Source organism: Pseudomonas sp. BN505 (genome assembly GCF_029873175.1).
In the GTDB taxonomy this organism is placed as follows: Bacteria; Pseudomonadota; Gammaproteobacteria; order Pseudomonadales; family Pseudomonadaceae; genus Aquipseudomonas; species Aquipseudomonas putida.
This window is the reverse complement of record NZ_SSOI01000033.1, coordinates 16,842-39,926: the sequence shown is the minus strand read 5'-3', so window position 1 is coordinate 39,926 and position 23,085 is coordinate 16,842. Positions and strand designations below refer to the sequence as shown.

Annotated in this window: 21 protein-coding genes and 1 riboswitch; of the genes, 7 read left to right on the top strand and 14 right to left on the bottom strand. The window is 62.9% G+C overall.

What is annotated here, in order from left to right; translation table 11 throughout:
* Positions 1-53: 53 nt before the first annotated feature.
* From E8E78_RS10850 to E8E78_RS10815, 8 genes are all read right to left on the bottom strand, one after another.
* A complete protein-coding gene (locus tag E8E78_RS10850; protein ID WP_016501466.1) occupies positions 54-776 on the bottom strand; it encodes an OmpA family protein in 723 nt (240 codons plus the stop codon).
* A gap of 109 nt (positions 777-885) precedes the next feature.
* Positions 886-1,530, bottom strand: a complete 645-nt coding sequence (locus tag E8E78_RS10845; RefSeq protein ID WP_049277269.1) for an MBL fold metallo-hydrolase — start codon at positions 1,528-1,530, stop codon at positions 886-888.
* Between the two features lie 146 nt (positions 1,531-1,676).
* Entirely contained in the window at positions 1,677-2,369 is a 693-nt protein-coding gene (locus E8E78_RS10840) for a HAMP domain-containing sensor histidine kinase (protein WP_016501468.1), read from the bottom strand.
* Positions 2,366-3,973, bottom strand: coding sequence for a tetratricopeptide repeat-containing response regulator (locus E8E78_RS10835; protein ID WP_016501469.1), 1,608 nt, complete (start codon positions 3,971-3,973; stop codon positions 2,366-2,368). Before E8E78_RS10835 ends, E8E78_RS10840 begins: the two co-directional genes overlap by 4 nt.
* 159 nt (positions 3,974-4,132) lie before the next feature.
* A complete protein-coding gene (locus E8E78_RS10830) occupies positions 4,133-6,850 on the bottom strand; it encodes a LuxR C-terminal-related transcriptional regulator (RefSeq protein WP_049277231.1) in 2,718 nt (905 codons plus the stop codon).
* A 420-nt stretch (positions 6,851-7,270) separates the two neighbouring features.
* A complete protein-coding gene (locus E8E78_RS10825; protein ID WP_016501472.1) occupies positions 7,271-8,635 on the bottom strand; it encodes a DUF1329 domain-containing protein in 1,365 nt (454 codons plus the stop codon).
* Positions 8,636-8,660: 25 nt separating this feature from the next.
* Positions 8,661-10,547 carry a DUF1302 domain-containing protein gene (locus E8E78_RS10820; RefSeq protein ID WP_049277229.1) on the bottom strand — a complete coding sequence of 629 codons (1,887 nt, stop codon included), beginning with the start codon at positions 10,545-10,547 and terminating at the stop codon, positions 8,661-8,663.
* A 332-nt stretch (positions 10,548-10,879) separates the two neighbouring features.
* Positions 10,880-12,562 (bottom strand): fatty acid--CoA ligase, encoded by a 1,683-nt coding sequence (locus E8E78_RS10815; RefSeq protein WP_059396053.1) that lies wholly within the window; start codon positions 12,560-12,562, stop codon positions 10,880-10,882.
* Positions 12,563-12,723: 161 nt separating this feature from the next.
* Here E8E78_RS10815 and E8E78_RS10810 point away from each other — a divergent pair, with 161 nt between their 5' ends.
* From E8E78_RS10810 to E8E78_RS10800, 3 genes are all read left to right on the top strand, one after another.
* Entirely contained in the window at positions 12,724-13,689 is a 966-nt protein-coding gene (locus tag E8E78_RS10810) for a 2-hydroxyacid dehydrogenase (protein WP_049277226.1), read from the top strand.
* A 54-nt stretch (positions 13,690-13,743) separates the two neighbouring features.
* Positions 13,744-14,742 (top strand): class I SAM-dependent methyltransferase, encoded by a 999-nt coding sequence (locus tag E8E78_RS10805; protein ID WP_049277224.1) that lies wholly within the window; start codon positions 13,744-13,746, stop codon positions 14,740-14,742.
* A 39-nt stretch (positions 14,743-14,781) separates the two neighbouring features.
* Positions 14,782-14,921: riboswitch (yybP-ykoY riboswitch) on the top strand.
* Between the two features lie 88 nt (positions 14,922-15,009).
* Positions 15,010-15,594, top strand: a complete 585-nt coding sequence (locus E8E78_RS10800; protein ID WP_016501477.1) for a TMEM165/GDT1 family protein — start codon at positions 15,010-15,012, stop codon at positions 15,592-15,594.
* A gap of 150 nt (positions 15,595-15,744) precedes the next feature.
* Here E8E78_RS10800 and E8E78_RS10795 read toward each other — a convergent pair whose 3' ends face one another.
* The 4 genes from E8E78_RS10795 to E8E78_RS10780 form a co-directional block, all read right to left on the bottom strand.
* Positions 15,745-16,563 (bottom strand): M48 family metallopeptidase, encoded by an 819-nt coding sequence (locus tag E8E78_RS10795; protein WP_049277222.1) that lies wholly within the window; start codon positions 16,561-16,563, stop codon positions 15,745-15,747.
* Between the two features lie 198 nt (positions 16,564-16,761).
* A complete protein-coding gene (locus E8E78_RS10790; protein ID WP_016501479.1) occupies positions 16,762-17,382 on the bottom strand; it encodes an SOS response-associated peptidase in 621 nt (206 codons plus the stop codon).
* Positions 17,383-17,397: 15 nt separating this feature from the next.
* Positions 17,398-17,658 (bottom strand): DUF2007 domain-containing protein, encoded by a 261-nt coding sequence (locus E8E78_RS10785; RefSeq protein WP_016501480.1) that lies wholly within the window; start codon positions 17,656-17,658, stop codon positions 17,398-17,400.
* Positions 17,658-17,840 (bottom strand): CPXCG motif-containing cysteine-rich protein, encoded by a 183-nt coding sequence (locus E8E78_RS10780; RefSeq protein WP_049277219.1) that lies wholly within the window; start codon positions 17,838-17,840, stop codon positions 17,658-17,660. The genes E8E78_RS10785 and E8E78_RS10780 overlap by 1 nt, the downstream gene beginning before the upstream one ends.
* A gap of 125 nt (positions 17,841-17,965) precedes the next feature.
* Here E8E78_RS10780 and E8E78_RS10775 point away from each other — a divergent pair, with 125 nt between their 5' ends.
* Complete coding sequence (locus E8E78_RS10775; protein ID WP_049277218.1) at positions 17,966-19,132, top strand: 1-acyl-sn-glycerol-3-phosphate acyltransferase; 1,167 nt, start codon at positions 17,966-17,968, stop codon at positions 19,130-19,132.
* A 117-nt stretch (positions 19,133-19,249) separates the two neighbouring features.
* On the opposite strand, the gene E8E78_RS10770 is transcribed toward E8E78_RS10775, so the two are convergent.
* Positions 19,250-19,510 (bottom strand): hypothetical protein, encoded by a 261-nt coding sequence (locus E8E78_RS10770; protein WP_016484887.1) that lies wholly within the window; start codon positions 19,508-19,510, stop codon positions 19,250-19,252.
* 159 nt (positions 19,511-19,669) lie between these two features.
* Between E8E78_RS10770 and E8E78_RS10765 the strand changes: the two genes are divergently transcribed.
* A complete protein-coding gene (locus E8E78_RS10765) occupies positions 19,670-19,876 on the top strand; it encodes a hypothetical protein (protein WP_016501484.1) in 207 nt (68 codons plus the stop codon).
* A 105-nt stretch (positions 19,877-19,981) separates the two neighbouring features.
* Here E8E78_RS10765 and E8E78_RS10760 read toward each other — a convergent pair whose 3' ends face one another.
* Positions 19,982-20,566, bottom strand: coding sequence for a YajG family lipoprotein (locus E8E78_RS10760; protein WP_016484885.1), 585 nt, complete (start codon positions 20,564-20,566; stop codon positions 19,982-19,984).
* A gap of 145 nt (positions 20,567-20,711) precedes the next feature.
* On the opposite strand from E8E78_RS10760, the gene E8E78_RS10755 reads away from it, so the two are divergent.
* Both E8E78_RS10755 and mqo read left to right on the top strand, forming a co-directional pair.
* A complete protein-coding gene (locus tag E8E78_RS10755; protein WP_016501485.1) occupies positions 20,712-20,945 on the top strand; it encodes a hypothetical protein in 234 nt (77 codons plus the stop codon).
* 600 nt (positions 20,946-21,545) lie between these two features.
* Complete coding sequence (mqo, locus tag E8E78_RS10750; RefSeq protein WP_059396054.1) at positions 21,546-23,054, top strand: malate dehydrogenase (quinone); 1,509 nt, start codon at positions 21,546-21,548, stop codon at positions 23,052-23,054.
* Positions 23,055-23,085: the final 31 nt, after the last annotated feature.

The following is a 23,085-nucleotide window of genomic DNA, read 5'->3' as shown; positions in this document are numbered from 1 at the left end:
TGTGGGAGCGGCCTTGTGCCGCGATAGGGCCGCAAGGCGGCCCCGGGCATCAATCAGGGATATTGCTGAACCTGGCCTTGTTGCTGGTCATACTGCTGGCCCGGAATCGGCTTCAGGTTCACTTCCACCCGGCGGTTCTGCGCACGGCCATTGGCGTCGGCGTTGCTGGCGATCGGCTGATCCGGGCCCATGCCACGCACCGAAATACGCGAAGCATCCACACCCTGCGAGGTCAGGTAGGTGCTGACCGCCTGCGCGCGGCGCTGGGACAGGTCCATGTTGTGCTGGCGGCTGCCGGTGCTGTCGGTGAACCCGACCACTTCAATGGTGTTCTGGTTGAACTGCTTGAACGAGCCTGCGAGGTTGTTCAGCGGCGAGTAGAAGCTTGGGGCGATGTTGGCCGAGTCGGTGGCAAAGGTGATGTTGCCCGGCATGATCAGTTTGATCTGGTCGCCCTGACGCTGTACTTCCACGCCGGTGTTGGCCATCTGGGCGCGCAGTTCGGCCTCTTGCTTGTCGGCGTAGTAGCCATAACCCGCTGCTGCTGCACCTACCGCGGCGGCGCCGATCAGCGCACCCTTGCCACGGTTGTTGTGGTCGATGGCCGCACCGGCGATGGCGCCAGCCAGCGCGCCCAGGCCGCCGTACTTGGCAGTCTTGCTCATCCCCGTGGAGCCCTGCGCCTGACCCTGGTTGTCATAAGGGTTCTGGCCGGCACAGCCAGTCATCAGGGCAGCGGCAGTTGCGACGATAATCAGACGACGCATGGTGAACATGGACAAGCTCCTACTGAAATTCATAAATGCGGCAGATCACGAAGGGATCTATGCCAGCCTTGGATTGCATCGGCAATGAAAAATTCAATGAAAGTGCCTTCATGTGCACTCAGGCACGCACGAAAGGGTTTTCTCGCATCTCGTCACCCAGGCGGGTATCGGGCCCGTGGCCAGTCACCACAATGGCCTCTTCATCCAGCCGGTACAGCCGCTCCTTGATGGAACGCACGATAGCCCGCTGGTCACCCCCCCACAAATCGGTGCGGCCAATGCCACGGCGGAACAAGGTGTCGCCGGCGATCAGCAGTTTGGCATCGGCGAACCAGAAGCTCATCGACCCCGGGGTGTGGCCAGGCGTATGCAATGCCACGCCACAGCCACAGGCCAGCGCTTCGTCATCGCCCAGCCAGCGATCGGGTGCCGGTACCGGCGTGTAGGGAACGCCGAACATCTGGCACTGCATCTCCAGGTTGTCCCACAGTACCTGGTCGTCCTTGTGCAGGTGCAGGGTGGCGCCTGTCAGCTCCTTGAGCTTGCCCGAGGCAAGAAAATGATCGAAGTGCGCGTGTGTATGGATGATGCTCACCAGCGTCAGGCCGTGGGCCTGCAGGCGCGCCAGGATCTTCTCCGGGTCACCGCCTGGGTCGACGACGATGGCTTTCTTGGTCAGTGGGTCGCCAATCAGCGTGCAGTTGCACTGCAAAGGGCCTACGGGGAAGGTTTCGCGGATGAGGGCAGGTGGGGTTTGGGTCATCATGAGCTCGAAAGCAAAGCCTGGGGTCTTTCAAGAGCGTGACAGGAAAATGGGGTGGGCGCACGCGGATCATGCCTTGGGAAGTGTGGCGCCTGTGAAATCGAGCGCCGCGCAGGCGTCGCTCGATTTCACAGGCGCCACATATCTTAAGGCAGGAACAACCTGAACAACCCGCCCCCAAGCGCCCCGCCATTGGAGATCTCGATCCGTCCGCGCACCCCGCCGCTTTCATGCAGTGCCGCGATCCGCGCCGCAAAGTACAGGCCAAGGCCGGTGCTGCCGCTGGTCGAGTCGATGCCCTGGATGTATTGCTCCTGGCGCTCGAGCATGTGCTTTGGATAACCCGGACCGTCATCGTTCACGCAGATGGCCAGCTGGTTGTCGGCCTCTTCGATGGTGATCAACAAGGCGTGCCCGGCAAAGCGGGTGGCGTTGGTGATGACGTTGGCGATCACCGAGGCCACCAGTTCACGGTCGAAAAAGCCCAGCGGGTTGTCGGTGTCGACACGCCAGGTGGCGAGGATGTCGTTGTGCTTGAGCACTTCCTGATGCGCCGCCAACTGGGCTTCGATGAAATCGTCCAATTCGTGGTAGTCCGGGCACACCGGCAACTGGTTGATACCCAGTTTGTACAGGCCCAGCAACTGCACCAGCATGCCGTTGAGGTGGCGAAACTCGTGCTCCATGATTCCCTGCTCGGCACCACCACGCAGCTCTTCGGGCAAGCGCTCCATCCACTGGCTGTGGGACTGGATCAGCGCTGACAAAGAGCTTTTGAGGTCGTGCACGGTGGAGGCGATCACCGTGGAAAAATCCAGCCCCTGATTGTCTTGATTCATGCGCCGAACACTCGGATGTGCAGTTTGCGGTAACGGTCATAGCGATTGTCGCTGGCAGGGATACCGGCCACGCTGGTCAAGGCGTCTTGGCATTCCTGCATGATCGCGGGCTGAGGGTTTTCACCGCCAATGCGCAGCAGCGCCTGGGCGGTGTTAAGGGCGATGCTGATGTTTTTCGGCTGCATACCCAGCGCCTTGCGGAACATCTGCAACGCCTCGCCAAGCTGCCCTCCCTGGTAACTGCGCACACCCTGGCGATTGAGGGTGACCGCTTCGGTAATGGCGTTGAGCACGCTGGGGTCGTCCGTCAGCTTGCCCACTTTCTCCATGACCTTGGGGTCATCGCCATAACTTTCCACACAGCTCTTCAGCACGCCGAGGGCGGCGGCTTCCTGCCCCATTGCCTGCAACTGTGCGGCAACGGTCAGGGCCGCATCGACCGAGAAGAACTGGTTCATCTTATCCAGGCGCTGGATCGCCTGTTCGGTCAGCTTGCCGGCCGTTTCCGGGTCGCCAGCCTGTTGCAGGCTGGCGGCCTTCATCATCCGCGCACGTACCTGCAAGCCCTGGTCCTCGGGGTTTTCCTTGGCAACCTCGCTGAGCGTGGTGTTGATTTCGACCCGGGTACGGGCGTCCAGGCCGAAGCCTGCGTTCTTGCTCATCAGCGCCTGCACCAGGCCAAGGTTGTTTTCAGCATCCTTGTAGCGCGAGCTCTGCCCCTGGTTCACCGCATGGCGGAACGCCTTCGACGCGCTCTCGAAGTCTTCGTTTTCCAGCGCCAGCTTGCCCAGCGTCGACTGCCGACGTACCGACAGTGGCGACAGCCGCACGGCTTCTTCAAGCAGGTTTTGCGCGCGCCGGGTATCGCCTTGGGCCACCAGCACCTCGGCCATGCCGTCGTACAGGCCGGGCATGATCGGGAATGCCTTGAGCGCCTGCTCGTACACACCCTGGGCCTGGGCATTCTGGCCACGCTTGTGCATCAGGGCGCCCAGCGCGGCGTACACCCAAGGCTGCGGGCGGCTGGCCAGAATGGCCTTGAGAAACTTTTCCAGTTCCTCGAAGCGGTTGAGGTTACGCAGGGCATCGGCCCGATAACGCAGGCACAGCGGTGCCAGGCGCGGGTCTTTCTTGCACAGCTCGGCACAGGCGGCCAGCACTTCGGCCGGGCGATTGCGGTCCAGCGCCTGCAAAATCGGCTTGAGCAGCGTCTTGCGCTGGAACAGTTTTTCGACGCGCTGGGCCAGGCCAACGCGGTTGAACGGTTTGGTCAGGTAGGCATCGGGCTCGTGCTCGATGGCGCTGAGGACAATGGCCTGGCTGCTTTCGGCCGTGACCATGATGAACACGCACTCATGGCTTATGTGCTTGTCGATGATCAGGTCTTCGAGCACCTGCTGGCCGTTCTTCTTGCCGTCGCCCAGGTGGAAGTCCTGCAGGATGAAGTCATAGCGCTTCTGCGCGCACATGCGCAGCGCCTGCTCGCCGCTGTCGGCGGTGTCCACGTCGCGCACGCCCAGCTCGCGCAGCATGGAACGGGTCGACGTGCGAAAGTCGGTAAAGTCGTCGACGATCAGAAAGCTTTTTTGCCCGTACTGCAGCATCAACACGACCTGCCTTGGAATGATTGAAAAATCGCGCGAGGCGATGCCACCGATCGCTGTATCGGCAGCTGGTCGGGAAAGATGAGGGTTGAGCATTGCCGGCCACAATCCATGGCCTCAGGCCATCACTTTAGCGGGCAATGACCTGCAGGGCCAGTATCACGCCAGCACCCCCAGGGATTTGGCCTTGGCAACCGCCTGGGTACGCCGCTCAACCCCAAGCTTGCTGTTGATGTGGCTGGCGTGGGTCTTTACGGTGTGCAGGGAAATGAACAGCCGCTCGCTGATCTGCTGGTTGGAACATCCTTGGGCAATCAGTTCGAGCACGGCCAGTTCGCGGCCGCTCAGGGCTTCGCCAGTGCCGGTGATGGCGCCTCGCTGCTGCGGCAGGCGTTTGAGCAGTTCTGCCTGAACCGGGCAGGACGAACCTGCCTGCAATTGCTCAGAAAGCCAGTGCGGGTGCTTTTCCAGCAGCGGCTGGAACGGTTGCAGCACGCCGCCATGCGCGGATGCCAGCAGGCTTGGCAGCAATTGCGCGGCCTGCCCTTCCCGGCCTTCGTCCAGCAGCAGGGAGAGCCATTGGCACAGGGCGCTGACGGTTAGCAGCATGCCGCCACTGGCCTGGCCACGCTCGACCAGACTTGCCAGGCGTTGTACGGCGTCGTCACCGCGTAACTGGATGCGCTCCAGCAGCGCCTGCTGCAACGCAATGTGCAACGGCAGCAGCGGGTGGAACTCCGGTGCGGCTGCCGGCTGCTCACCGCCGTAGGTCTGGCCCAGGCGTAGGAGCCAGGACTCGGCCAGGTCGGTACGCCCCTGGGCCAGCCACAATTCGCATTTGATCAGGGTAATCATGGCCAGGTAGTAGACCGGGGGCACGTCCCAGATATGCATCAGGCGCTCGGCCTCGGCCAATTCGGCAAACGCCTCTGAAAAGTGCCCTTCCCGGCCATCGAGCGTAGCAATCACGCAATGGCCGATAAGCACACTGATATCCCGGCAGGCCCGCGCCTCGCCCAGCCCCGCGCGCAAACGCGCACGGCCCTGGGCCGGCTGCAGGCGCGAGACCAGCAGGTAACCTTCGTAAAGCGTCAGGCGCGCGCGCACGGCATACAGCCGCTGCGCCGAAAGCCCTTGCAGGCGCTGAAGCCCTTGGCGCACTTCGTCCAGTGCGCGCAACACCTCGCCACGGGCATGCAGCACCCGCGCCCGGTCGTAATGGGCCAGCGCCTCGAACAACGGGTTGCCAACCCGCTGGGCAAGCTCCAGGGCTTCGCGGTTCCAGCCTCGGGCCCGCCAGAAGTCGCCATCGGCAATGGCCAGGTTGGACAGCGTCGACAAACACACCAGGCGTTGGCCATAACGCTTGCTCGGCAGGCTCTGCAGCGCTTCGCCGCAATAGGCCAAGGTGCGTTCGCGGTCGCCACGGCCGCGGGCAATGACCCCACTCAGCGCCAGCCACTGGGCCAGCATCGACTTTTGCGCGGTGGCCGAAGGCGCGGGCAGAAAGCGGCTGAGGTAGCCGGCCAGTTCCTCGGCGGCGTCCAGCTGGCACGCCAGGCCCAACGCCCAGCTGTACAGCACGATCAACCGCGGAGTGCTGATCAGCAGGCTGTCGGGCAGGTCCATCTTCCAGCGCAGCAGCATGCCGACGTTCTGTTCAGCCAGCAGTTGCTCCTCGGACAGGCTCTGCACCAGGTCGGCAGCGACATCGAGGTGGCCGGCACGCAGCGCCTGCTCTACCGCCTCGTCCAGCAGGCCCTGCTTTTCAAACCAGCGACAGGCACGCAGTTGCAAACCGGCAAGTGGTTCGCTGGCCTGCCGGCTGCGCAGCAGGTCGGAGAACAGGTGATGGTAGCGGAACCAGTGGCCATGCTCGTCCAGCGGCACCAAAAACACTTGGTGCGCCTGCAGGAAACGCAGCACAGCTGCGCTGTCCTGGCGGCCACGCAGGGCGTCGCACAACGGGGCGCAGAAGCGCTCCTGGCAGGCCGTGTCGTACAGGAACGCCTGTACGTCGGCGGGCAACATGTCGATGACTTCTTCAAGAAGGTAGTCGCGGATCAGGCCTTCGCCGCCATGTAAGGCCTGGGGCAAGGCTTGCTCGTCCGCCGACTCGCTGGCTGCCAGTTGCCAGAAACGCAAACCGGCCACCCAACCGTCGCTGCGCTGGATCAGGTTGTCCAGTGCCTGGCCGCGCAGGGCCGTTGGCTGCCGGCCGATCACCGCCAGCGACTCTTCGTCGGTGAGGCGCAAATCCTGTTCGTTCAGTTCGACAAGCTGGCGCGACAGCCGCAAGCGCGCCAGGTGCCAATCCGGGCGCTGGCGGCTGGTAACCAGCAACACCAGGCCGGCGGGCAGGTGGTTGAGGAAGAACTGCAGGCAGCGGTCGAGCACCGGCCCCTGGGCCAGGTGATAGTCGTCCAGTACCAGCAGCAAAGGGGTATCGGTTTGCAGGTACAGCGCCAGCTCGTCGAGCAGGCCGTCGATCCACTCCTCGAAGGCGAACGGCTGGTGGCGCTGGCGCATTTTCAGCAAGCCCATGGCCTGCCCGCCCAGCGCAGGGCAGTACTGCTGCAGGCCTTCGAGCAGGCGTTCAAGAAAGCGGCCTGGGTCGGCATCACGCTGGCTCAGGCCCAGCCACAGGCTACGCCAATGCTCGGGCAGCGCTTCGCAAAATTCGATGGCCAGGGAGCTTTTGCCAAAACCCGCCGGGGCATTGACCAGCAACAGCCGGCCACCCAGCCCGGCGTGCAGACGCTGACACAGGCGCAAGCGCGGCACATGGCCGTCCGGCAGCGGCGGCCGGAAGAAACGCCCGTCCAGCAGGCCCAGGGCCTGGCTGGCAAATCCATGTGTACGGGACAAATCTGTCATGGCCGGCTCGTTCTGGGTGGAGGACTTCGGCGATATGGATGCTTGCGAGACTAGCCGGTAACGCAGCGCATTTGAAGATGATGGGCGCAATTGCCCCTGAAAAGACTGCGACAAAAAGCAACATGGCTGATGGACAGGGGGTTGGGGCGGGGGTTTGGGTGGGTATTCAGCAAATTTATCGCCCGCTCATACAGGGATTGCACAGCTTCAAGGCCAGTGCAGTAGCGGTAGGAGCAGCCTTGTGCTGCGAAGAGGCCATTGCAGCCGAAGAGAGTCTTTAGCCTTACCGGCCTCTTCGCAGCACAAGGCTGCTCCTACAGGGCCTGTGTTTGACTGGAAATTATCGCCGGAGCAGGAAACAGAAACGCCCCGGGCAGGCCGGGGCGTTCTGGGGATCACACGGAGTGAAGGGTTTTCAGATCAACGAATACCCGACTGGCGCAACGCCGCAGGCTGGAAGTCGGCCTTGCTGGCACTGAAGCCGAAGTCGTAGGCGCGCTTCTCTTCGTTTTTCATGCCCAGGGCCAGGTAACGACCCGACTGCAGGTCGTAGATGGTTTCCAGGGTGTACCAAGGCACCTCTTTGTTGTAATACGGCTGGGAATGGGCCTCGGACACGCGCCACAGCTGGCCACGGCCGTCGTACTGGTCGATCACTGCGGCCTGCCAGGTGTCCTCATCGATGTAGAAGTCCCGCTTGGCGTAGATGTGCCGCTGGCCCGGTTTCAGGGTTGCGACCACGTGCCAGACGCGGCGCAGCTCGTAACGGGACAGGTCCTGGTTGATGTGCCCGGCCTTGATGATGTCGGCGTACTTCAGCTTGGGGTCATCCAGCTTGAAGGCGTTGGAGGCGATGTACAGCTCCTTCTTGCCTTCGAGCTTCCAGTCGTAGCGGTCTGGCGCACCGTTGAACATGTCCAGGTTGTCCGAGGTACGCAGGCCGTCGGCGGCGGTACCCGGGCCGTCGTACGACACTTGCGGCGCCTGGCGCACGCGACGCTGGCCGGCGTTGTAGATCCACGCCTTGCGCGGCTCCTTCACCTGGTCGAGGGTTTCGTGCACCAGCAGCACAGTCCCGGCCAGGCGCGCTGGCGCGGTCACTTCCTGCTTGAAGTAGAACAGGATGTTGCCTGGGTTGTTCGGGTCGTAATCCTTCATCCTGTCGCGGAAGACGAACTGGTCGGAGAAGTAAACCGGGCTGAAAGAGCCGTTCTGCTGCGGCGTGGCCTGGATCACCAGGCGGCTGACACTGCCCCCCCGGTAACGGGTGATGTGGTTCCAGATCACTTCCAGGCCGGTTTTCGGGATCGGGAACGGCACCGCCGTGTTGAAGTTGTTCAAACCGTTGCCGCCTTCCGTCAGCGTGGTCTGGGTGGCGTTTTTCTTGATGGCGGCGAACACGTCCGCAGGTACCGTGGAGCCGCGATGGGTTTTGAATACAGGGATCTTGAAGGTGTCCGGGTAGCGCTTGAGCATGGCCATCTGGCCCGGCGAAAGCTTGTCCTTGTACTGCTCGGCGTTTTGCGCAGTGATGGTGAACAGCGGCTTTTCACTGCCATACGGGTCGGCCAGGAAACCCTTGCCGTCGACGCTGCCCGCACTCTTCGACAGCGGCTCCCAAGGGCCGATCGAGCCATCGGCGTTGCCGGCCTTTTCAGCCCCCATCGGGGTCAGGGTACTGCCCAACTTGGCCGCCTCGTCGGCGGATACCGCAGCCATGACGCTGGTCGCCAGCAGGGACAGGCCCAGTACACCGGCTTGCAGCAGACTTCTGGTCTTGTTCATGTCGTGTCGTCCTGGATCTGTATGCTTAGAAGTTCACGCCGAAGCTGAGCGCGACGAAGTCACGGTCATCCACGGTGCTGTACTTGCCATCGAAGAAGTTGGTGTACGACAGGCTCGCCGTGTAGGTGTTCTGGTACTCGGCGTCCAGGCCCAGGCTGACTGCCTTGCGGCCTTCCTCGAAGTTGGCACCAGGGCCGGGCGAGTAGCCAGAAACGTCATGCGACCAGGCCACGCTGGGCTTGAGGTTTACCCCGGCAAAGACATCGTTGTAGTCCCAGATGACCCGCGCGCGGTAACCCCAGGAAGTGCTGGTGGTGTAGCCGTCGTTTTCGCATTTGCGATTCAGGTTGGTGGTGGATGCCCCGGCACCTGCGCCGGCGATGGTGCTGGTATTGAGTGCCTGGCAGGTGTCCGCACCGCCAGTGGCAGGCAGCGGGCCAGGCCCGAAGACCGGGTCACGGCCATAGCGGGTCTCGCGGGCGTTTTCCAGGCCGCCAACGTGGGTTACCCCAACTTCGCCCACCACAGTCATGCGGCTGGCACCCATTACCTGGTCGAAGAAGTGCGTCAGCGTGGTCTGGAACTGGGTGATTTCCTTGCGACGGTAGCCGTGCAGGTCTTGGCCGGGGGTACCGGAGAGCAGCGAAGCGTTGGTCAGTGCGCCACCAATCGGACGCACGCCCGAGAACAGGATGTCGGTGGTATTCAGTTGTACGGGGGCATTGGGGCGATAGCTGACTTCACCACTCCAGGCCGTACCTGTAGGTAGCGTAGTGGAGAAGCTCAGGCCGTACAGGCGGATGTCTTCGGGGTACTCGACGAAGTACTCGGAGTTGCCAGCCACAATCAGCGGTGCCAGCGCCCGCAACTGGGCAGGCAGCGCGCTCAGGCCGGCGAACACCGATGGTGGGGCACCGGTGGCACTGAAGATCGGTGCGCGGCTGTGGTAGTTCATGAAGTAGGCGCCGAACTCGGTGTCCAGCGGGTCGAACATATAGCGCAGTGCCACGCCGAACTGGCCGCTGTCGCGGGCATCACGGTCGGCGCCGCGGCGCACCATCACCCCTTCCTCGTTGATGTCCACGCCCCGGGAGGCGAGGAACTGCTGGGCCGCGCCGGGCACCGTGCGGCTGCTGTTGAGCACACGCAGGTTGTCGGTACAGCCGTCGGCAATGATGTCCGGCTGCGAGAAGAACGTACCGCAGTTATCAACAACCGTCTGGTCCCACTCGATCTGGTAGAAGGCCTCGGCCGACAGGTTGTCGGTAAGGCTTTGCGAGATATAGAACATGTTGACCGGGATCAGGCCTTCCTTGATCTCGGCCCCTGGGCGGCGGAACGCCGACACGTCGATGGGGTTGATCGAGTTGATGCCGCCGCCGATGAAGGTACTCTCACCCCAGCTCACCACCTGCTTGCCCAGGCGTACCGAGCCCGGCTGATCGCCGATGGAATAGTTGTGGTAGACAAAGGCGTCGAGCAACTGCGCGCCGGACGACTTGGCGCCCTCCTTGCGGCCGGAGTCGCTGATGTCCTTGAACTCGCGGCTTTCGTCCTTCAGCTCGAAGTCGTACCAGTACTTGCCGCGCACAAACACGCCGGTATCGCCGTACTTGAGCTCCAGGTCATGGATGCCCTTGAAGATCTTGGAGAACGTTTCGCCCTTCTTGAAGTTCAGGTGGCCGTCGTCGGATGTCTGCGACAGGCCCTTGCCGCCGTTGTTCACCCCGATCAGGTTCTTGTTGGGGTTGGCTGTCGACCAGCTGGCGCCGATGGAGAGCGACGAGTCGAACTGGCCTTCGATTTCACCAATGTTGAAACTGACAGCGAAAGCAGGACTTGCGAGCGTGGAAGCAAGGCTGACGGCCAGGGGCAACTTGGCCCGGCGCCAGAACAGGTTTGCAGATTTCATCGACGCTACTCCATGTACTTTATTGTTATGGCAGTGAGTCCTTTCAAGAACGGCCCGAACGACCGGTTTGCAGGTTTGCACCTGCGGCGATACGGCTTGCGCGTATCGCCCTCCCCCATTCCTGAAAATCTCCTGGCCCCGACTATAGCCAGCAAGGCACAGGCGCTTGATCCCTCTAAAGTGTGATTTGCGCTCCATGCCGCCAACTCGCTGCGGTGTTGTCCCGGTTGCGGGCTGGCAGAGCTCAAGGATGGCGCATTTCTGCCATTTGGCAAGGCGCCGGGGCCTCTAGCGTGCGGGTCGCGTTCTGACGTTGGCGACCCGCACGGCGGTCACAGCGTGGAAAGGAACGCGCTGTTGCTGGCCTGCCACTGGACGATGTCCTGGCGGATGCGTTTCTTGTCGAGCTTGCCGACACTGGTCTTGGGAATTTCAGTAACAACGGCGATCTGGCTAGGAATCGCCCACTTGTTGATGTGCCCTTGCTCGACAAATGGCTTGAGATGGTCCTTGAGCGCCTTGCCATCGATGGCCTGGCCTTCGCGCACCACCAGCAGGGCAAACGGGCGCTCGCCCCATTGCGGGTCGGCTACCCCCACCACCGCCACTTCGCGCACGGCCGGGTGACGGCTGATCAGGTCTTCCAGGTCGAGCGAAGACACCCACTCGCCCCCGGTCTTGATCACATCCTTGATGCGGTCGCGGATGTCGATGTAGCCCATGCCGTCGAGGGTGGCAACGTCGCCGGTGTGCAACCAGCCCCCCTGCCACAGTTCCTCGCTCTTTTCCGGCTCCTTGAAGTAGCCCATGGTCAGCCACGGCGCACGCAACACCAGCTCGCCCTGGGTTTCACCGTCTGCCGGCAGGAAGTTGCCGTCGCCATCGACAATGGCCGCCTCGACCAGTGGCACCGGGACGCCGGCCTTGATGCGGTAGGTGACGCGCTCATCCTCGCTGCCGGCCTGCAGCTCGTCGTTCAGGTGCGCAGCGGAGATCAGCGGGCAGGTTTCGGACATGCCATACGCGGCGGTCAGCTGGATGCCACGTGCCAGGGCAGCCTGGTACAGCGAACGGTTGAGCGAGCTGCCGCCGATGATGATCTTCCAGCCGCCGAAGTCCTGCCCTTGCGCGTTCGGGCAGTTGAGCAGCATCTGCAGGATGGTCGGCACGCAATGGGAGAACGTGACCTTTTCTTCGCGCCACAGCTTGACCAGCATGTCCGGCTCGTAGCGCCCCGGGTATACCTGCTTCATGCCCAGCATGGTGGCGGCGTAGGGAATGCCCCAGGCATGCACATGGAACATCGGGGTGATGGGCATGTACACGTCGTTGCTGCCCAGCAGGCGCACGCTGTCGATGCTGCCGGTGACCGAAGCTTCGGCCAAGGTGTGCAGTACCAGTTGCCGATGGGTGAAGTACACGCCCTTGGGGTTGCCGGTGGTGCCGGTGGTGTAGAAGGTGGTGGCCACCGAGTTTTCGTCGAAGTCCGGGAAGTCGTAGCGTGGGCTGGCGGCTGCCAGCAGTTGCTCGTACTCGCCCACTAGGCCGGGCAGCTCGGCCGTTTTGTCCGGGCCATCGGTCAGCAGCAGGGTCTTGTCAACGGTGGTCAGTTGCCCGGCAATGGCCTGGTAGAGGCCGACGAAGTCGCTGTTGACCAGCACCACGCGGTCTTCGGCGTGGTTCATGGTGTAGAGGATCTGCTCGGGCGACAGGCGCACGTTGATGGTGTGCACAACGGCGCCGATCATCGGGATGGCGAACATGCACTCCAGGTAGCGGTGGCTGTCCCAGTCCATGACCGCCACCGTATCACCGGCCTTTACCCCGGCCTCGGTCAGCACGTTGGCCAGGCGCGCTATGCGCTCGTTGAGCTGTGGGTACGTCAGGCGCAACTGGTCGCGGTAGACGATTTCCCGGGTCTTTTCATAGCGGCTGCCGGACATCAGAAGGCGTTTGATCAGCAGCGGGTAGTCGTAGGCGCCCTCGGCGGGCTTGATGATGCGGGTCTGCAGCATGGTTATCCCTTTTCTGAAAAGCGGGCCGGACAAATCTGGTAACCACTGTAGTTCGCGAATGTGACGGCTAAATCAGCCGAAGGAATGATTTGGCTGCGCGAGGTATGAGTGGCATTGTCCGGGTGATGGATCATCCCTGCCCTGCCAACGGAGCCTTACTGATGCCCAGCCCGCGTCGCGCCGTGTTTCTCGATCACCAGTCCCTGGACCTCGGTGACCTCGACCTTTCCCCGCTACAAAGCCAGTTCGATGAGTTCGAGCTGTTCGCCGCTACCCGTCCGGAGCAGGTCGCAGAGCGACTGCAGGGCGCCGTGGCGGTGGTCAGCAACAAGGTCATGCTCGACGCCGCGACCCTGGCCGCCAACCCACAGCTCAAGCTGATCCTGGTGGCCGCCACCGGCACCAACAATGTCGACCTGGCAGCAGCGCGCGCACAGGGCATCACGGTGTGCAACTGCCAGGGCTACGGCACGCCGTCCGTCGCGCAGCACACCCTCGCCATGCTGCTGGCCCTGGCCACCCGCCTGTGCGACTACAACCAGGCGGTGGCGGACGGCCAGTGGGCCAAGGCCAGCCAGTTCTGCCTGCTGGACTTTCCCATCGTAGAGCTCGAAGGCAAAACCCTCGGCCTGCTCGGCCACGGCGAACTGGGCGGCGCTGTAGCGCGGCTGGCCGAAGCCTTCGGCATGCGCGTACTGAGCGGGCAGATTCCCGGCCGCCCGGAACGCGCCGACCGCCTGCCGCTGGACGAGCTGCTGCCACAAGTCGACGCCCTGACTTTGCACTGCCCGCTGAACGAGCACACCCGGCACATGCTCGGTGCCCGCGAACTGGCCCTGCTCAAGCCCGGTGCGCTGGTGGTCAACACCGCCCGTGGCGGCCTGATCGACGAGCAGGCGCTGGCCGATGCCCTGCGCAATGGCCACCTGGGCGGCGCGGCCACCGACGTGCTCAGCGTGGAGCCGCCGGTCAACGGCAACCCGTTGCTCGAACCCGGCATCCCACGCCTGATCATCACCCCGCACAGCGCCTGGGGGGCGGTGGAATCACGCCAACGCATCGTCGGCCAGCTCAGCGAGAACGCCCAGGCCTTCTTCGCCGGCCAGGCACGCCGCGTGGTCAGCTGAGCGGGGCGCCCGCCTCTGCTACACTGCGCCACTTTTTTCCAGGAGGCGTCGTCCATGGACCCGCGCAGTGAAGTATTGCTCCGCCAGGCAGAGCTGTTCCAAGGGCCGCTGCTGATTGCCGGCGCCCCCGCCGATGGCCTGCTCGGCCAATTGCCACAGGCCCAGGCCTGGACATGGCACGCAGGCGATCAGGCCCTGCTCGACAGCCGTTTTGCCGGCCGCAGTCACCATGGTGTCGAACCGCCTGAAGTGCCCTTCGACAGCGCCGTGCTGTTCCTGCCCAAGTCCCGCGAACTGGCCGCCTACCTGCTCAATGCCCTGGCGTCGCGCCTGGCCGGCCGTGAGCTGTACCTGGTCGGCGAAAAGCGCGGCGGCATCGAAGGCGCGGCCAAACAGCTGCAGGCCTTTGGCAAACCTCGCAAGCTGGACAGCGCCCGGCACTGCCAGCTGTGGCAAGTGACCATCGAGCAGGCGCCCGAGGCCAAGCCGCTGGAAAGCCTGGCCGAACGCTTCGAACTGGCCCTGGAAGACGGCCCGTTGCAAGTAGTCAGCCTGCCTGGCGTATTCAGCCACGGGCGCCTCGACCGCGGTACCGCCCTGCTGCTCAAGCACCTCGACGGCCTGCCGAGCGGGCATGTGCTGGACTTCGGCTGTGGCGCGGGGGTACTGGGCGCAACGGTCAAGCGCCGCTATCCGCAAAGCCGGGTAACCCTGCTTGATGTGGATGCCTTCGCCGTGGCGGCCAGCCGCCTGACGCTGGCGGCCAACGGCCTGGAAGGCGAGGTGATCAGCGGGGATGGTATCGACGCGGCACCGACCGATCTCAGCCTGATCCTGAGTAACCCTCCATTCCACACCGGGGTACACACCAACTACCAGGCTTCGGAAAACCTGCTGAAAAAATCGGCGATTCATCTGCGAAAAGGCGGCGAAATGCGCCTTGTTGCCAATAGCTTCCTACGCTACCAGCCGCTGATCGAAGGGGCGCTGGGCAACTGCCAGGTGCGCGCCGACGCTGACGGTTTCCGGATCTATCAGGCAACACGCGGATAAAAACAGCGCTTGCCGAAAGCGTTTTGCCTAGGCAGAATCCGCACCGTCCTAGGGGAGTAGTCTCCCGCGAGCACCCTGCTCGCCCGGTACGCGTCAACATACTTGGTCAACAGACCATGGCGCGTGCGACCCACCATGCCAGCCTGCATGGAGAGATCCGCAGAGACGGATCCAGGGTTTGACAAGACCTATGACACGCACACCTTACCCGGGGCGGGGAGGATGTACGTGTCATAGCCGTGTCGACCCGCCCCCGTAGGAAACCTGATGCTGGAATCTCTGTTGGTCCCCACCGCCATCGTTGCCCTCGCCGAAATCGGCGACAAGACGCAACTGCTCGCGCTCATTCTCGCTGCCCGCTTCCGCAAGCCGTGGCCGATCATTGCCGGCATCATCGCAGCCACCTTGGCCAACCATGCCGCCGCTGGCGCCGTGGGTGCCTGGTTCGGCAGCTTCTTCAGCGACTCGGCATTGCACTGGATCCTCGCCGCGAGCTTCACCGCCACTGCGCTGTGGACCCTGGTGCCCGACAAGATGGATGACGACGAGAACCCGGCGCGCCGCTTCGGGCCGTTCCTGACTACGCTCATCGCGTTCTTCCTGGCAGAAATCGGTGACAAGACCCAAGTCGCCACCGTCATGCTGGCGGCGCAGTATCCGCACCTGATCATGGTGATCATCGGTACCACTCTGGGCATGCTGATCGCCAACGTGCCGGTGGTTCTGGCGGGTAACTTCGCGGCAGACAAGCTGCCATTGACCCTGATCCGTCGCCTGGCGGCCACGGCGTTCTTCGTGCTGGCCATCGTGGCGGTCTATACGGCGATGAAAGCCAGTGGTTGGGTGGGTTGACCGAAAGTTGCAGCCTGACGCAAGGCCTGTAGGAGCAGCCCTGCGCTGCGAAGAGGCCGGTATAGGCACCCCAAGTGGACTGCCCTTACCGGCCCTTTCGCAGCACAAGGCTGCTCCTACAATGGGACCGCGTAAACCGAAAACAAAGTCTTACGGCTTGGCCGCAGCCTGATACAGCGGCATCACCTTCGGAATCGCCGCCTGCAGCGAGGCAATGCGGCTTTCGGACGCCGGGTGAGTACTCATGAACTCAGGCGGTGCACCTTCGGAAGCCTTGCTCATCTTGTTCCACAAGGTGATCGCGGCATTCGGGTCGTAACCGGCACGCGCCGACAGCTCCAGGCCAATCAGGTCGGCCTCGTTCTCGTTGGCCCGGCTGTTGGGCAGGGTCATGGCGTAGTTCACCACGGTGTCGGCCATGGCCATGCTGCCTTGGCCGAGGCCGAAGATGGCACCGGCCCCCTGACGGGCCATTTCCACGCCGTACGCCTTGGACATGGCCTCGCGGCTGTGCTCACGCAGGGCGTGGGCAATCTCGTGCCCCACCACCGCGGCGATTTCCGCATCGGTGAGCTTGAGCTGATCGATCAGCCCGGTGTAGACAATGATCTTGCCGCCCGGGCCGCAGTTGGCGTTCAGTTCGTCGCTCTTGATCACGTTGACTTCCCAGTTCCACTGCGCGGCATCCGGGCGGAACTTGGGCGCCTGGGCGATCAGGCGGTTGGCGATGACCTGTACGCGCTTGGCATCGGCACTGGATTTGTCGAGCACACCTTTGCTCGATGCCTCACCCAGGGTCTGCTGGTACGACTGGGCGTACATCTGGTTGACCTCATCGGTCGAGAGCATGCTGAACATGTACTGCTGGCGCTGCACGCCGACAGCGCCGCCGCTGGTGGTGTTCACCGCCTGGCAACCGGCCAGCAGGATGCCAGCACTCAACAGGCTGACGACAAAAGACTTACGCATGAAAACACTCCCTTTTTACATGCGCCGTATCCTAGGCCGAGTCGCCAGTGCCCGCTATAGCCGTAGGGAAGATTTTATTCGCCTGCACCGGCCTCTTCGCGGGCATGCCCGCTCCCACAGGTATTTCATTTTCCCCAGGCGTACCGAACACCCTGTGGGAGCGGGCGTGCCCGCGAAAGGGCCCGTGCAGCCAGAGCATCAGGCCGGCGTGAGGCACTCCGGCGCATCCAGCTTCGGGTCATTGACGAAATTGGCCAAGGCACGCTCTCGCAATGTTGCCGGCGGGCTGGCCAGCAACTCGTGCAGGCGGGTGATCGGCGTATCCGGGTCAAGCCACGCCGCCTGTCCCGCCTCGTCCAATATCAGCGGCCGACGCTGGCTCATGGCTGCCTGGGTCACCACCGCGCAGCTCAGCCACACCTGGTCCTGCACCGGGTAGGCCTCCCACACTGCTGCAAAATACAGCGACGAGCCCTCCCCCGGGGTCAACCAGTACGGGCGTTTACGCACGTTGCCACGCCACTCGTAAAAGCCATTGGCCGGCATCAGGCAGCGACGCTGGCGAAATGCATCGCGAAACATTGGCTGCTCGACCAGGGTTTCGGCGCGGGCATGCGCGGGGGTACGGGACAGGTCTGTGAGCCAGGCCGGAGTAAGGCCCCAGCGCGCCTTGGCCAGCTGCTGCTGGCCGTCGAGCTGGCGCTGGATCAACACCGAAGCCCCGGGCGAAATGTTCCATTGGGCCGGCTGGCCTTCAGGGAAGCCAGGCAGGCTTGCAAGCGCCTGGGGCCAGCGAAACAGGGCGTAACGTCCACACATGGGCGAATTCAGAACCTAGCAGATCAAGGTACCGGGGAAGCTCTCCGGTTCGTCGCCAACCAGTGGCTGGGCATCATTGTACGCATCGATCAGCTGCCGTGCGTACTCGGCCTGCTCATCCGCCACCGCAAGCCCGAGCAGGCCTTGCAGGGGCAGCTCCCCCACACCCCCCATCAAGTCACGGCCCACCAGCTGCACGTTGATGCCTTCACTGGCCAGCATACCGACCAGCATTTCGGCTTCGAGCAGGTTTTCAGGTTCGTAGATACGCCGCATCAGTCGTTCTCACCGAAGACGTCCAGCATCCACTCCTCGCCATGAACCTGCAGCACGAAGCGGATAGGCTTGCAGCACACCTGGCAGTCCTCGATGTACTCCTGATCGCCACCGGACAGGTCGACCGTGGTTTCGACGTCTTCGCCACAATAAGGGCATTCGTAGTTCGCAGTTTCCAGCATCGCGGCCTCCGGGGTGACTTATGCGTATAATTGCCGGTCTGTTTACAGGGCCTGTGTGTGTCCGAGCCGTTTTTCGGAGCCCGCCCCTACCTTATTACCCTAGCCGTTTCCAACAAGAGAGCATGATGGGCGAATTCGATGCCATCCGACCGTACGACGACGCTGAGGTCCCTGCCGTTCTGGCACGCCTGCTCAGCGACCCGGCATTCCTCGATATCCTCACCCACTTCCGCTTCCCGCGTGCGGCCGGTGCTCTCGGCTGGTTGCTCAAGCCGCTGATTGCCCGTCGCCTGCGCAAGGAATTCGCTGGCGTCACCTGCGTTTCGACCCTGCAGGACAAAGTCGAATACTACGTCGACCAGACCATCGACCGCGCCACTGACGGCGTTACCTATTCCGGCGTGGAACAGCTCAAGGCCGGCACCGCCTACCTGTTCCTGGCCAACCACCGTGACATCGTCATGGACCCGGCCTTCGTCAACTACGCTGTGTACCACGCAGGCTTGCCCACCCCTCGCATTGCCATTGGTGACAACCTGCTGCAAAAGCCTTTTGTCAGCGACATGATGCGCCTGAACAAAAGCTTCATCGTGCACCGTTCCATCAGCGGGCGCCGCGAGAAGCTGGCAGCCTATCAGTTGCTCTCGGCCTACATCAGCCACTCGATCCGCAACGACGCCACGTCGATCTGGATCGCCCAGGCCGAAGGCCGCGCCAAGGACGGTGACGACCGCACCGATTCGGCGATCCTCAAGATGTTCCACATGAGCCGCAAGGACGAGCCGTTCGGTGCGGTGATCCAGAGCCTGAACCTGACGCCGGTGTCGATCAGCTACGAATACGACCCGTGCGACCAGGCCAAAGCCCGCGAGCTTTACATCCGCGCCACCACCGGTACCTACCAGAAGGCACCCGGCGAGGATGACAACAGCATCGCCAAGGGCATTACCGGCTACAAGGGCCGGGTGCACATCACGTTCACCCCGCCGGTGACCGCGTACTACGAGGACACCAAGCAGCTGGCAGCCGAAATCGACCGGCAGATCCTTGGCAGCTACCGCCTGTTCCCGGTGCATTACCTGGCGTATGCGATGTGGGACAGCAAGGATGAGGCGCTGCAGGTGCCGAGTGCCGAAAAGGTGTTCCCGGCGGACGAGCTGGCCAAGGCCAAGGAAGAATGGCAGCGCCGGCTGGATGCCTGCCCTGAAGAGCAGCGGCCTTACCTGGTGCTGCAGTATGCGACACCAGTGCGTAACCAGTATCAGGTCAGGCAGCAGGCACCTGTAGCCTGAAAGATTGCCGGGGCTGCTTTGCAGCCCATCGCGGCACAAGGCCGCTCCTACAGGGGAACGCGATCTCTTGTAGGAGCGGCCTTGTGCCGCGATGGGCCGCAAAGCGGCCCCAATTTCTCAGACCCAGGTACTGAACCAGGACAACAGCAACGCCATCGCCAAGCACGAAAAACCGAGAATGTAGAAGTAGCGTGGCACCCGCAGGTCGAACGCGTCCACCACCCCCTCCTCCACCGCCATGTATTCGCGGGTCTCGGCCTCGCGCCGCCGTGCGCTGTGCAGCAGCAACCCGCCCGGGCAGGTCAGCAGCAGCGCCAGCAGGTTGATCAACTTGGTGGGATGGGCGGCCAGGAACCCCCAGAGCACTTGCAAGGACATCACGCAACCTCGGTGTGAGCAGCGGCAAAGGCACGCATTCTACCCAAGTGGCTGTTCGGCGCCCGGCATGGGCGACAAAGTGTCATTAAATTTCATCTGTCATTCACTCGTCATCTGAACAGGCCACCCTGTCGGCCTCTCATCATCCGGAGCTTGTTCATGCTGCACGCCGAAAACCAGGACCGCCTCTACCTCGTGGCCCAGAGCGATGAACAACAGGCGTTGATCGATGGTTTTGCCATCAATGTGCAGGACCGCCAGTGGCTGGTCTACTGTGCGCTGGGCGGGCATGTACATGAAGATTTGCCAGAGGTGGATGCCGGGACGGGCTTCAGCTTGCTGGATTTCTACGTGGAAGCAGCGTAAGCCTTTGCTGGCCTCTTCGCGGATGAACCCGCGAAGAGGCCAGCAAAGGCAACAAAAAACCCGCTACCTGGCACAGGGAGCGGGTTTTTTCATCCAGCCAAACGCTTACTGGCCCAGCACCTGCCCGATGGTCGGGTCTTTGAACAGGCGGGTCAGGGCATCGCTCAGCACATCACCCACCAGCTGGGTATTGGTGTCCTGGTTCGGCGCCATGCCGAAACGCTGGTCCAGCGAAGCGCCGTAGCGGCCGCTGTAGCTGCGCCCGCCATTGCGCACGTCGGCGCGGAAGGTGGCGCCGATGGTAGCCTCGGTCACGTACAGGTTGTCTTTGGGCGACTGATATTTCAGCTCGGCCAGGGTCACGGTCAGCTGGGGGGCGCCAGAGGCATTCGGCGTCGGGGTGAAGCCGAGCAGGCGCACGGCAGCTTCGGCCTGGGCCTGCAGCTTGGGTACCACGTCGTTACCGCTGACGCTGATGGTGCTGGTCTCAGGGTACATGCCACCACGGGTGCCCAAGGATTGCGAAGGCCGGCCGTCAACCACCCGCACCACGACCGGCTGGCCGTGACCCACAGGGGCGAGCTGGGCCTTGAGCGTGGGTTGCGGGTTGAGTTGTTGCGGGCTGTGGGCACAACCGACCAGGCTGAGGCTGGCCACGGCAATCAAACCGAACAACAGACGTTGCAACATGCGCGTTTCTCCAGAAAATGCGGCAAAGGCCCACAGTATACCTAGCCAGGCACAGACCAGTCATCGGCCCGACCCGCTTGTCACAATCGTTTCATGGCCCCGCCCTTATCCTTGCGCCAAGCCCTCACGCAAAGGACTCGCCGCCATGGCCTCGCTCTGGACTCTGCTCTTCCAACGCCCGCGCCACAACACCTACGCCCGCCTCGATGGCCAAGGCAAATGCCTGGCTTTCAAGCAATGCAGCCAGGTGCCAAGCGGCAGCGGCTGGGTCCAGGTCGGTGAAATCCAGCTGGCCTGGCTGGGCCGCGAGCTGCCCGCCGACGCCCGGGTTTGCGCCCGCGCAAGCCGCCGCTGGCACCAGCGCATCCTCGCGGCCTGACAAACGCTGCAATAAAAACCACGAATGGCGACATTTCTGCCCGCGACATCGCTATAATCTCCCCCCGATTATAAGGACGTCTCCTGATCGGGCCCCGCACTCGCCGATTGACCCCGGCAACTTCACCGCTTCGCCCACAGAGAGCCTTCCACTCAGGTCTTGCATCGGCTGTCGTGCCTGCTTTTCCGGCCCTTCACACTGCATGAACCTGCGGGTTGCCATCGCGCAGTCCCCTTTTGAGGTTCACGTCTCCAAAAGAGCGTGAAAAAACGGTTTTCACAACTTCACAAGAGTGTGGCGAGCAAATGAACAGTCTGGCATGTGCAAAAGCGGCAGATGTGTCCCGAACAGCCCTGAACAGGCGGCAAATGCGCTCATCCCGTATGAGTGTCTGAACCGTTCCATAACGCACGCACGACACCTTGACCATAAGTCGAATTGCCGCACCCGTGGCAAACGGCGTTCAATAGCTGAACCCGAAGACTGATTGGCGGTGTCCGCGGAAGTTGCAAGAACTGCGAAAAGTCGGACATGGCGACCCTGGCTACCCCAGGTCCTATGCTGTCAATTAGGTAGCTGTAGATTGTGGAGACGCGTTAAATGGCGCAGAACGAATCGGTTGATGTAGTACTGGTAGGCGCGGGCATCATGAGTGCCACCCTGGCCGTACTGCTGAAGGAGCTTGACCCGACCCTGAAGCTTGAGGTCGTCGAGGCGATGGACTCCGGAGCCGCGGAAAGCTCCAACCCCTGGAACAACGCAGGTACCGGCCACGCTGGTCTGTGCGAGCTTAACTACACGCCCCAGGCCGCCGATGGCAGCATCGACATCAAGAAGGCCGTGCACATCAACGCCCAGTTCGAGGTGTCGCGCCAGTTCTGGGCCTACCTGAGCAAGAAGGGCAACTTCGGCTCGGCGCGTGCGTTCATCAACCCTGTCCCGCACCTGAGCTACGTCGAGGGTGACAAGGGTGTTTCCTTCCTCAAGAAGCGCTTCGAGCTGCTCAAGCAGCACCATGCCTTCGCTGACATGGAATACACCGAAGACAAGGCGGTGATGAGCCACTGGATGCCGTTGATGATGCCAGGCCGCCCGGCCGACCAGCACATTGCAGCTACCCGTGTAGCCAAAGGCACCGACGTCAACTTCGGCGCCCTGACCAACAAGCTGCTCAAGCTGCTGGGCAACTCGCCCGACGCGCAGGTGAAATACAGCAAGAAGGTCGTCGGCCTGCGCCGTAACGGCAACGGCTGGACCGTGAGCATCAAGGACGTCAACAGCGGCGGCAGCCGCGAGGTCGACGCCCGCTTTGTCTTCCTCGGCGCTGGCGGCGCGGCCCTGCCGCTGCTGCAAGCGTCCGGCATCCCGGAAAGCAAAGGCTTTGGCGGCTTCCCGGTCAGCGGCCAGTGGCTGCGTTGCGACAACCCGGAAATCGTCAAGCAGCACCAGGCCAAGGTCTACAGCCAGGCCGCCGTGGGCGCCCCGCCGATGTCGGTACCGCACCTGGATACCCGCGTTGTGGACGGCAAGACTTCGCTGCTGTTCGGCCCGTACGCCGGCTTCACCACCAAGTTCCTCAAGCACGGTTCGCTGATGGACCTGCCGCTGTCGGTGCGCATGGGCAACATCGGCCCGATGCTGGCCGTGGCCCGTGACAACATGGACCTGACCAAGTACCTGGTCAGCGAAGTGATGCAGTCCATGGAGCAGCGTCTGGAAGCCCTGCGTCGCTTCTATCCGCAGGCCAAGGCCGAAGACTGGCGCCTGGAAGTGGCTGGTCAGCGCGTGCAGATCATCAAGAAAGACCCGAAAAAAGGCGGTGTGCTGCAGTTTGGTACCGAGCTGGTCTCGGCCCAGGACGGCAGCCTGGCCGCACTGCTCGGCGCTTCGCCAGGCGCTTCGGTGACCGTGTCGATCATGCTGGAACTGATCGAACGCTGCTTCCCCGAGCAGGCCAAAGGTGCCTGGGCTGCCAAGCTCAAGGAAATCTTCCCGGCGCGCGAGAAGACACTGGCAACCGATGCTGCCCTGTACCAGAAGATCAGTGCCGACAACGATGTGGCGCTGGACCTGGTGGAAAGCAGCCCGGCGGCCAAGCACTACGCCTGAACCGCCCGGTAACGAAAAAACGCCCCTTGGG

Excerpts from the sequence above, each read along its gene's own strand:
- E8E78_RS10755 (WP_016501485.1), top strand. The coding sequence starts at position 20,712 with ATGGCCTCGCTCTGGACTCTGCTCTTCCAACGCCCGCGCCACAACACC.
- E8E78_RS10805 (WP_049277224.1), top strand. The coding sequence starts at position 13,744 with ATGGACCCGCGCAGTGAAGTATTGCTCCGCCAGGCAGAGCTGTTCCAA.
- E8E78_RS10790 (WP_016501479.1), bottom strand. The coding sequence starts at position 17,382 with ATGTGTGGACGTTACGCCCTGTTTCGCTGGCCCCAGGCGCTTGCAAGC.
- E8E78_RS10820 (WP_049277229.1), bottom strand. The coding sequence starts at position 10,547 with ATGAAATCTGCAAACCTGTTCTGGCGCCGGGCCAAGTTGCCCCTGGCC.
- E8E78_RS10830 (WP_049277231.1), bottom strand. The coding sequence starts at position 6,850 with ATGACAGATTTGTCCCGTACACATGGATTTGCCAGCCAGGCCCTGGGC.
- E8E78_RS10825 (WP_016501472.1), bottom strand. The coding sequence starts at position 8,635 with ATGAACAAGACCAGAAGTCTGCTGCAAGCCGGTGTACTGGGCCTGTCC.
- E8E78_RS10770 (WP_016484887.1), bottom strand. The coding sequence starts at position 19,510 with ATGTCCTTGCAAGTGCTCTGGGGGTTCCTGGCCGCCCATCCCACCAAG.
- E8E78_RS10760 (WP_016484885.1), bottom strand. The coding sequence starts at position 20,566 with ATGTTGCAACGTCTGTTGTTCGGTTTGATTGCCGTGGCCAGCCTCAGC.
- E8E78_RS10780 (WP_049277219.1), bottom strand. The coding sequence starts at position 17,840 with ATGCTGGAAACTGCGAACTACGAATGCCCTTATTGTGGCGAAGACGTC.
- E8E78_RS10795 (WP_049277222.1), bottom strand. The coding sequence starts at position 16,563 with ATGCGTAAGTCTTTTGTCGTCAGCCTGTTGAGTGCTGGCATCCTGCTG.
- E8E78_RS10800 (WP_016501477.1), top strand. The coding sequence starts at position 15,010 with ATGCTGGAATCTCTGTTGGTCCCCACCGCCATCGTTGCCCTCGCCGAA.
- E8E78_RS10850 (WP_016501466.1), bottom strand. The coding sequence starts at position 776 with ATGTTCACCATGCGTCGTCTGATTATCGTCGCAACTGCCGCTGCCCTG.
- E8E78_RS10835 (WP_016501469.1), bottom strand. The coding sequence starts at position 3,973 with ATGCTGCAGTACGGGCAAAAAAGCTTTCTGATCGTCGACGACTTTACC.
- E8E78_RS10810 (WP_049277226.1), top strand. The coding sequence starts at position 12,724 with ATGCCCAGCCCGCGTCGCGCCGTGTTTCTCGATCACCAGTCCCTGGAC.
- E8E78_RS10815 (WP_059396053.1), bottom strand. The coding sequence starts at position 12,562 with ATGCTGCAGACCCGCATCATCAAGCCCGCCGAGGGCGCCTACGACTAC.
- E8E78_RS10785 (WP_016501480.1), bottom strand. The coding sequence starts at position 17,658 with ATGCGGCGTATCTACGAACCTGAAAACCTGCTCGAAGCCGAAATGCTG.
- E8E78_RS10840 (WP_016501468.1), bottom strand. The coding sequence starts at position 2,369 with ATGAATCAAGACAATCAGGGGCTGGATTTTTCCACGGTGATCGCCTCC.
- E8E78_RS10765 (WP_016501484.1), top strand. The coding sequence starts at position 19,670 with ATGCTGCACGCCGAAAACCAGGACCGCCTCTACCTCGTGGCCCAGAGC.
- mqo (WP_059396054.1), top strand. The coding sequence starts at position 21,546 with ATGGCGCAGAACGAATCGGTTGATGTAGTACTGGTAGGCGCGGGCATC.
- E8E78_RS10845 (WP_049277269.1), bottom strand. The coding sequence starts at position 1,530 with ATGACCCAAACCCCACCTGCCCTCATCCGCGAAACCTTCCCCGTAGGC.
- E8E78_RS10775 (WP_049277218.1), top strand. The coding sequence starts at position 17,966 with ATGGGCGAATTCGATGCCATCCGACCGTACGACGACGCTGAGGTCCCT.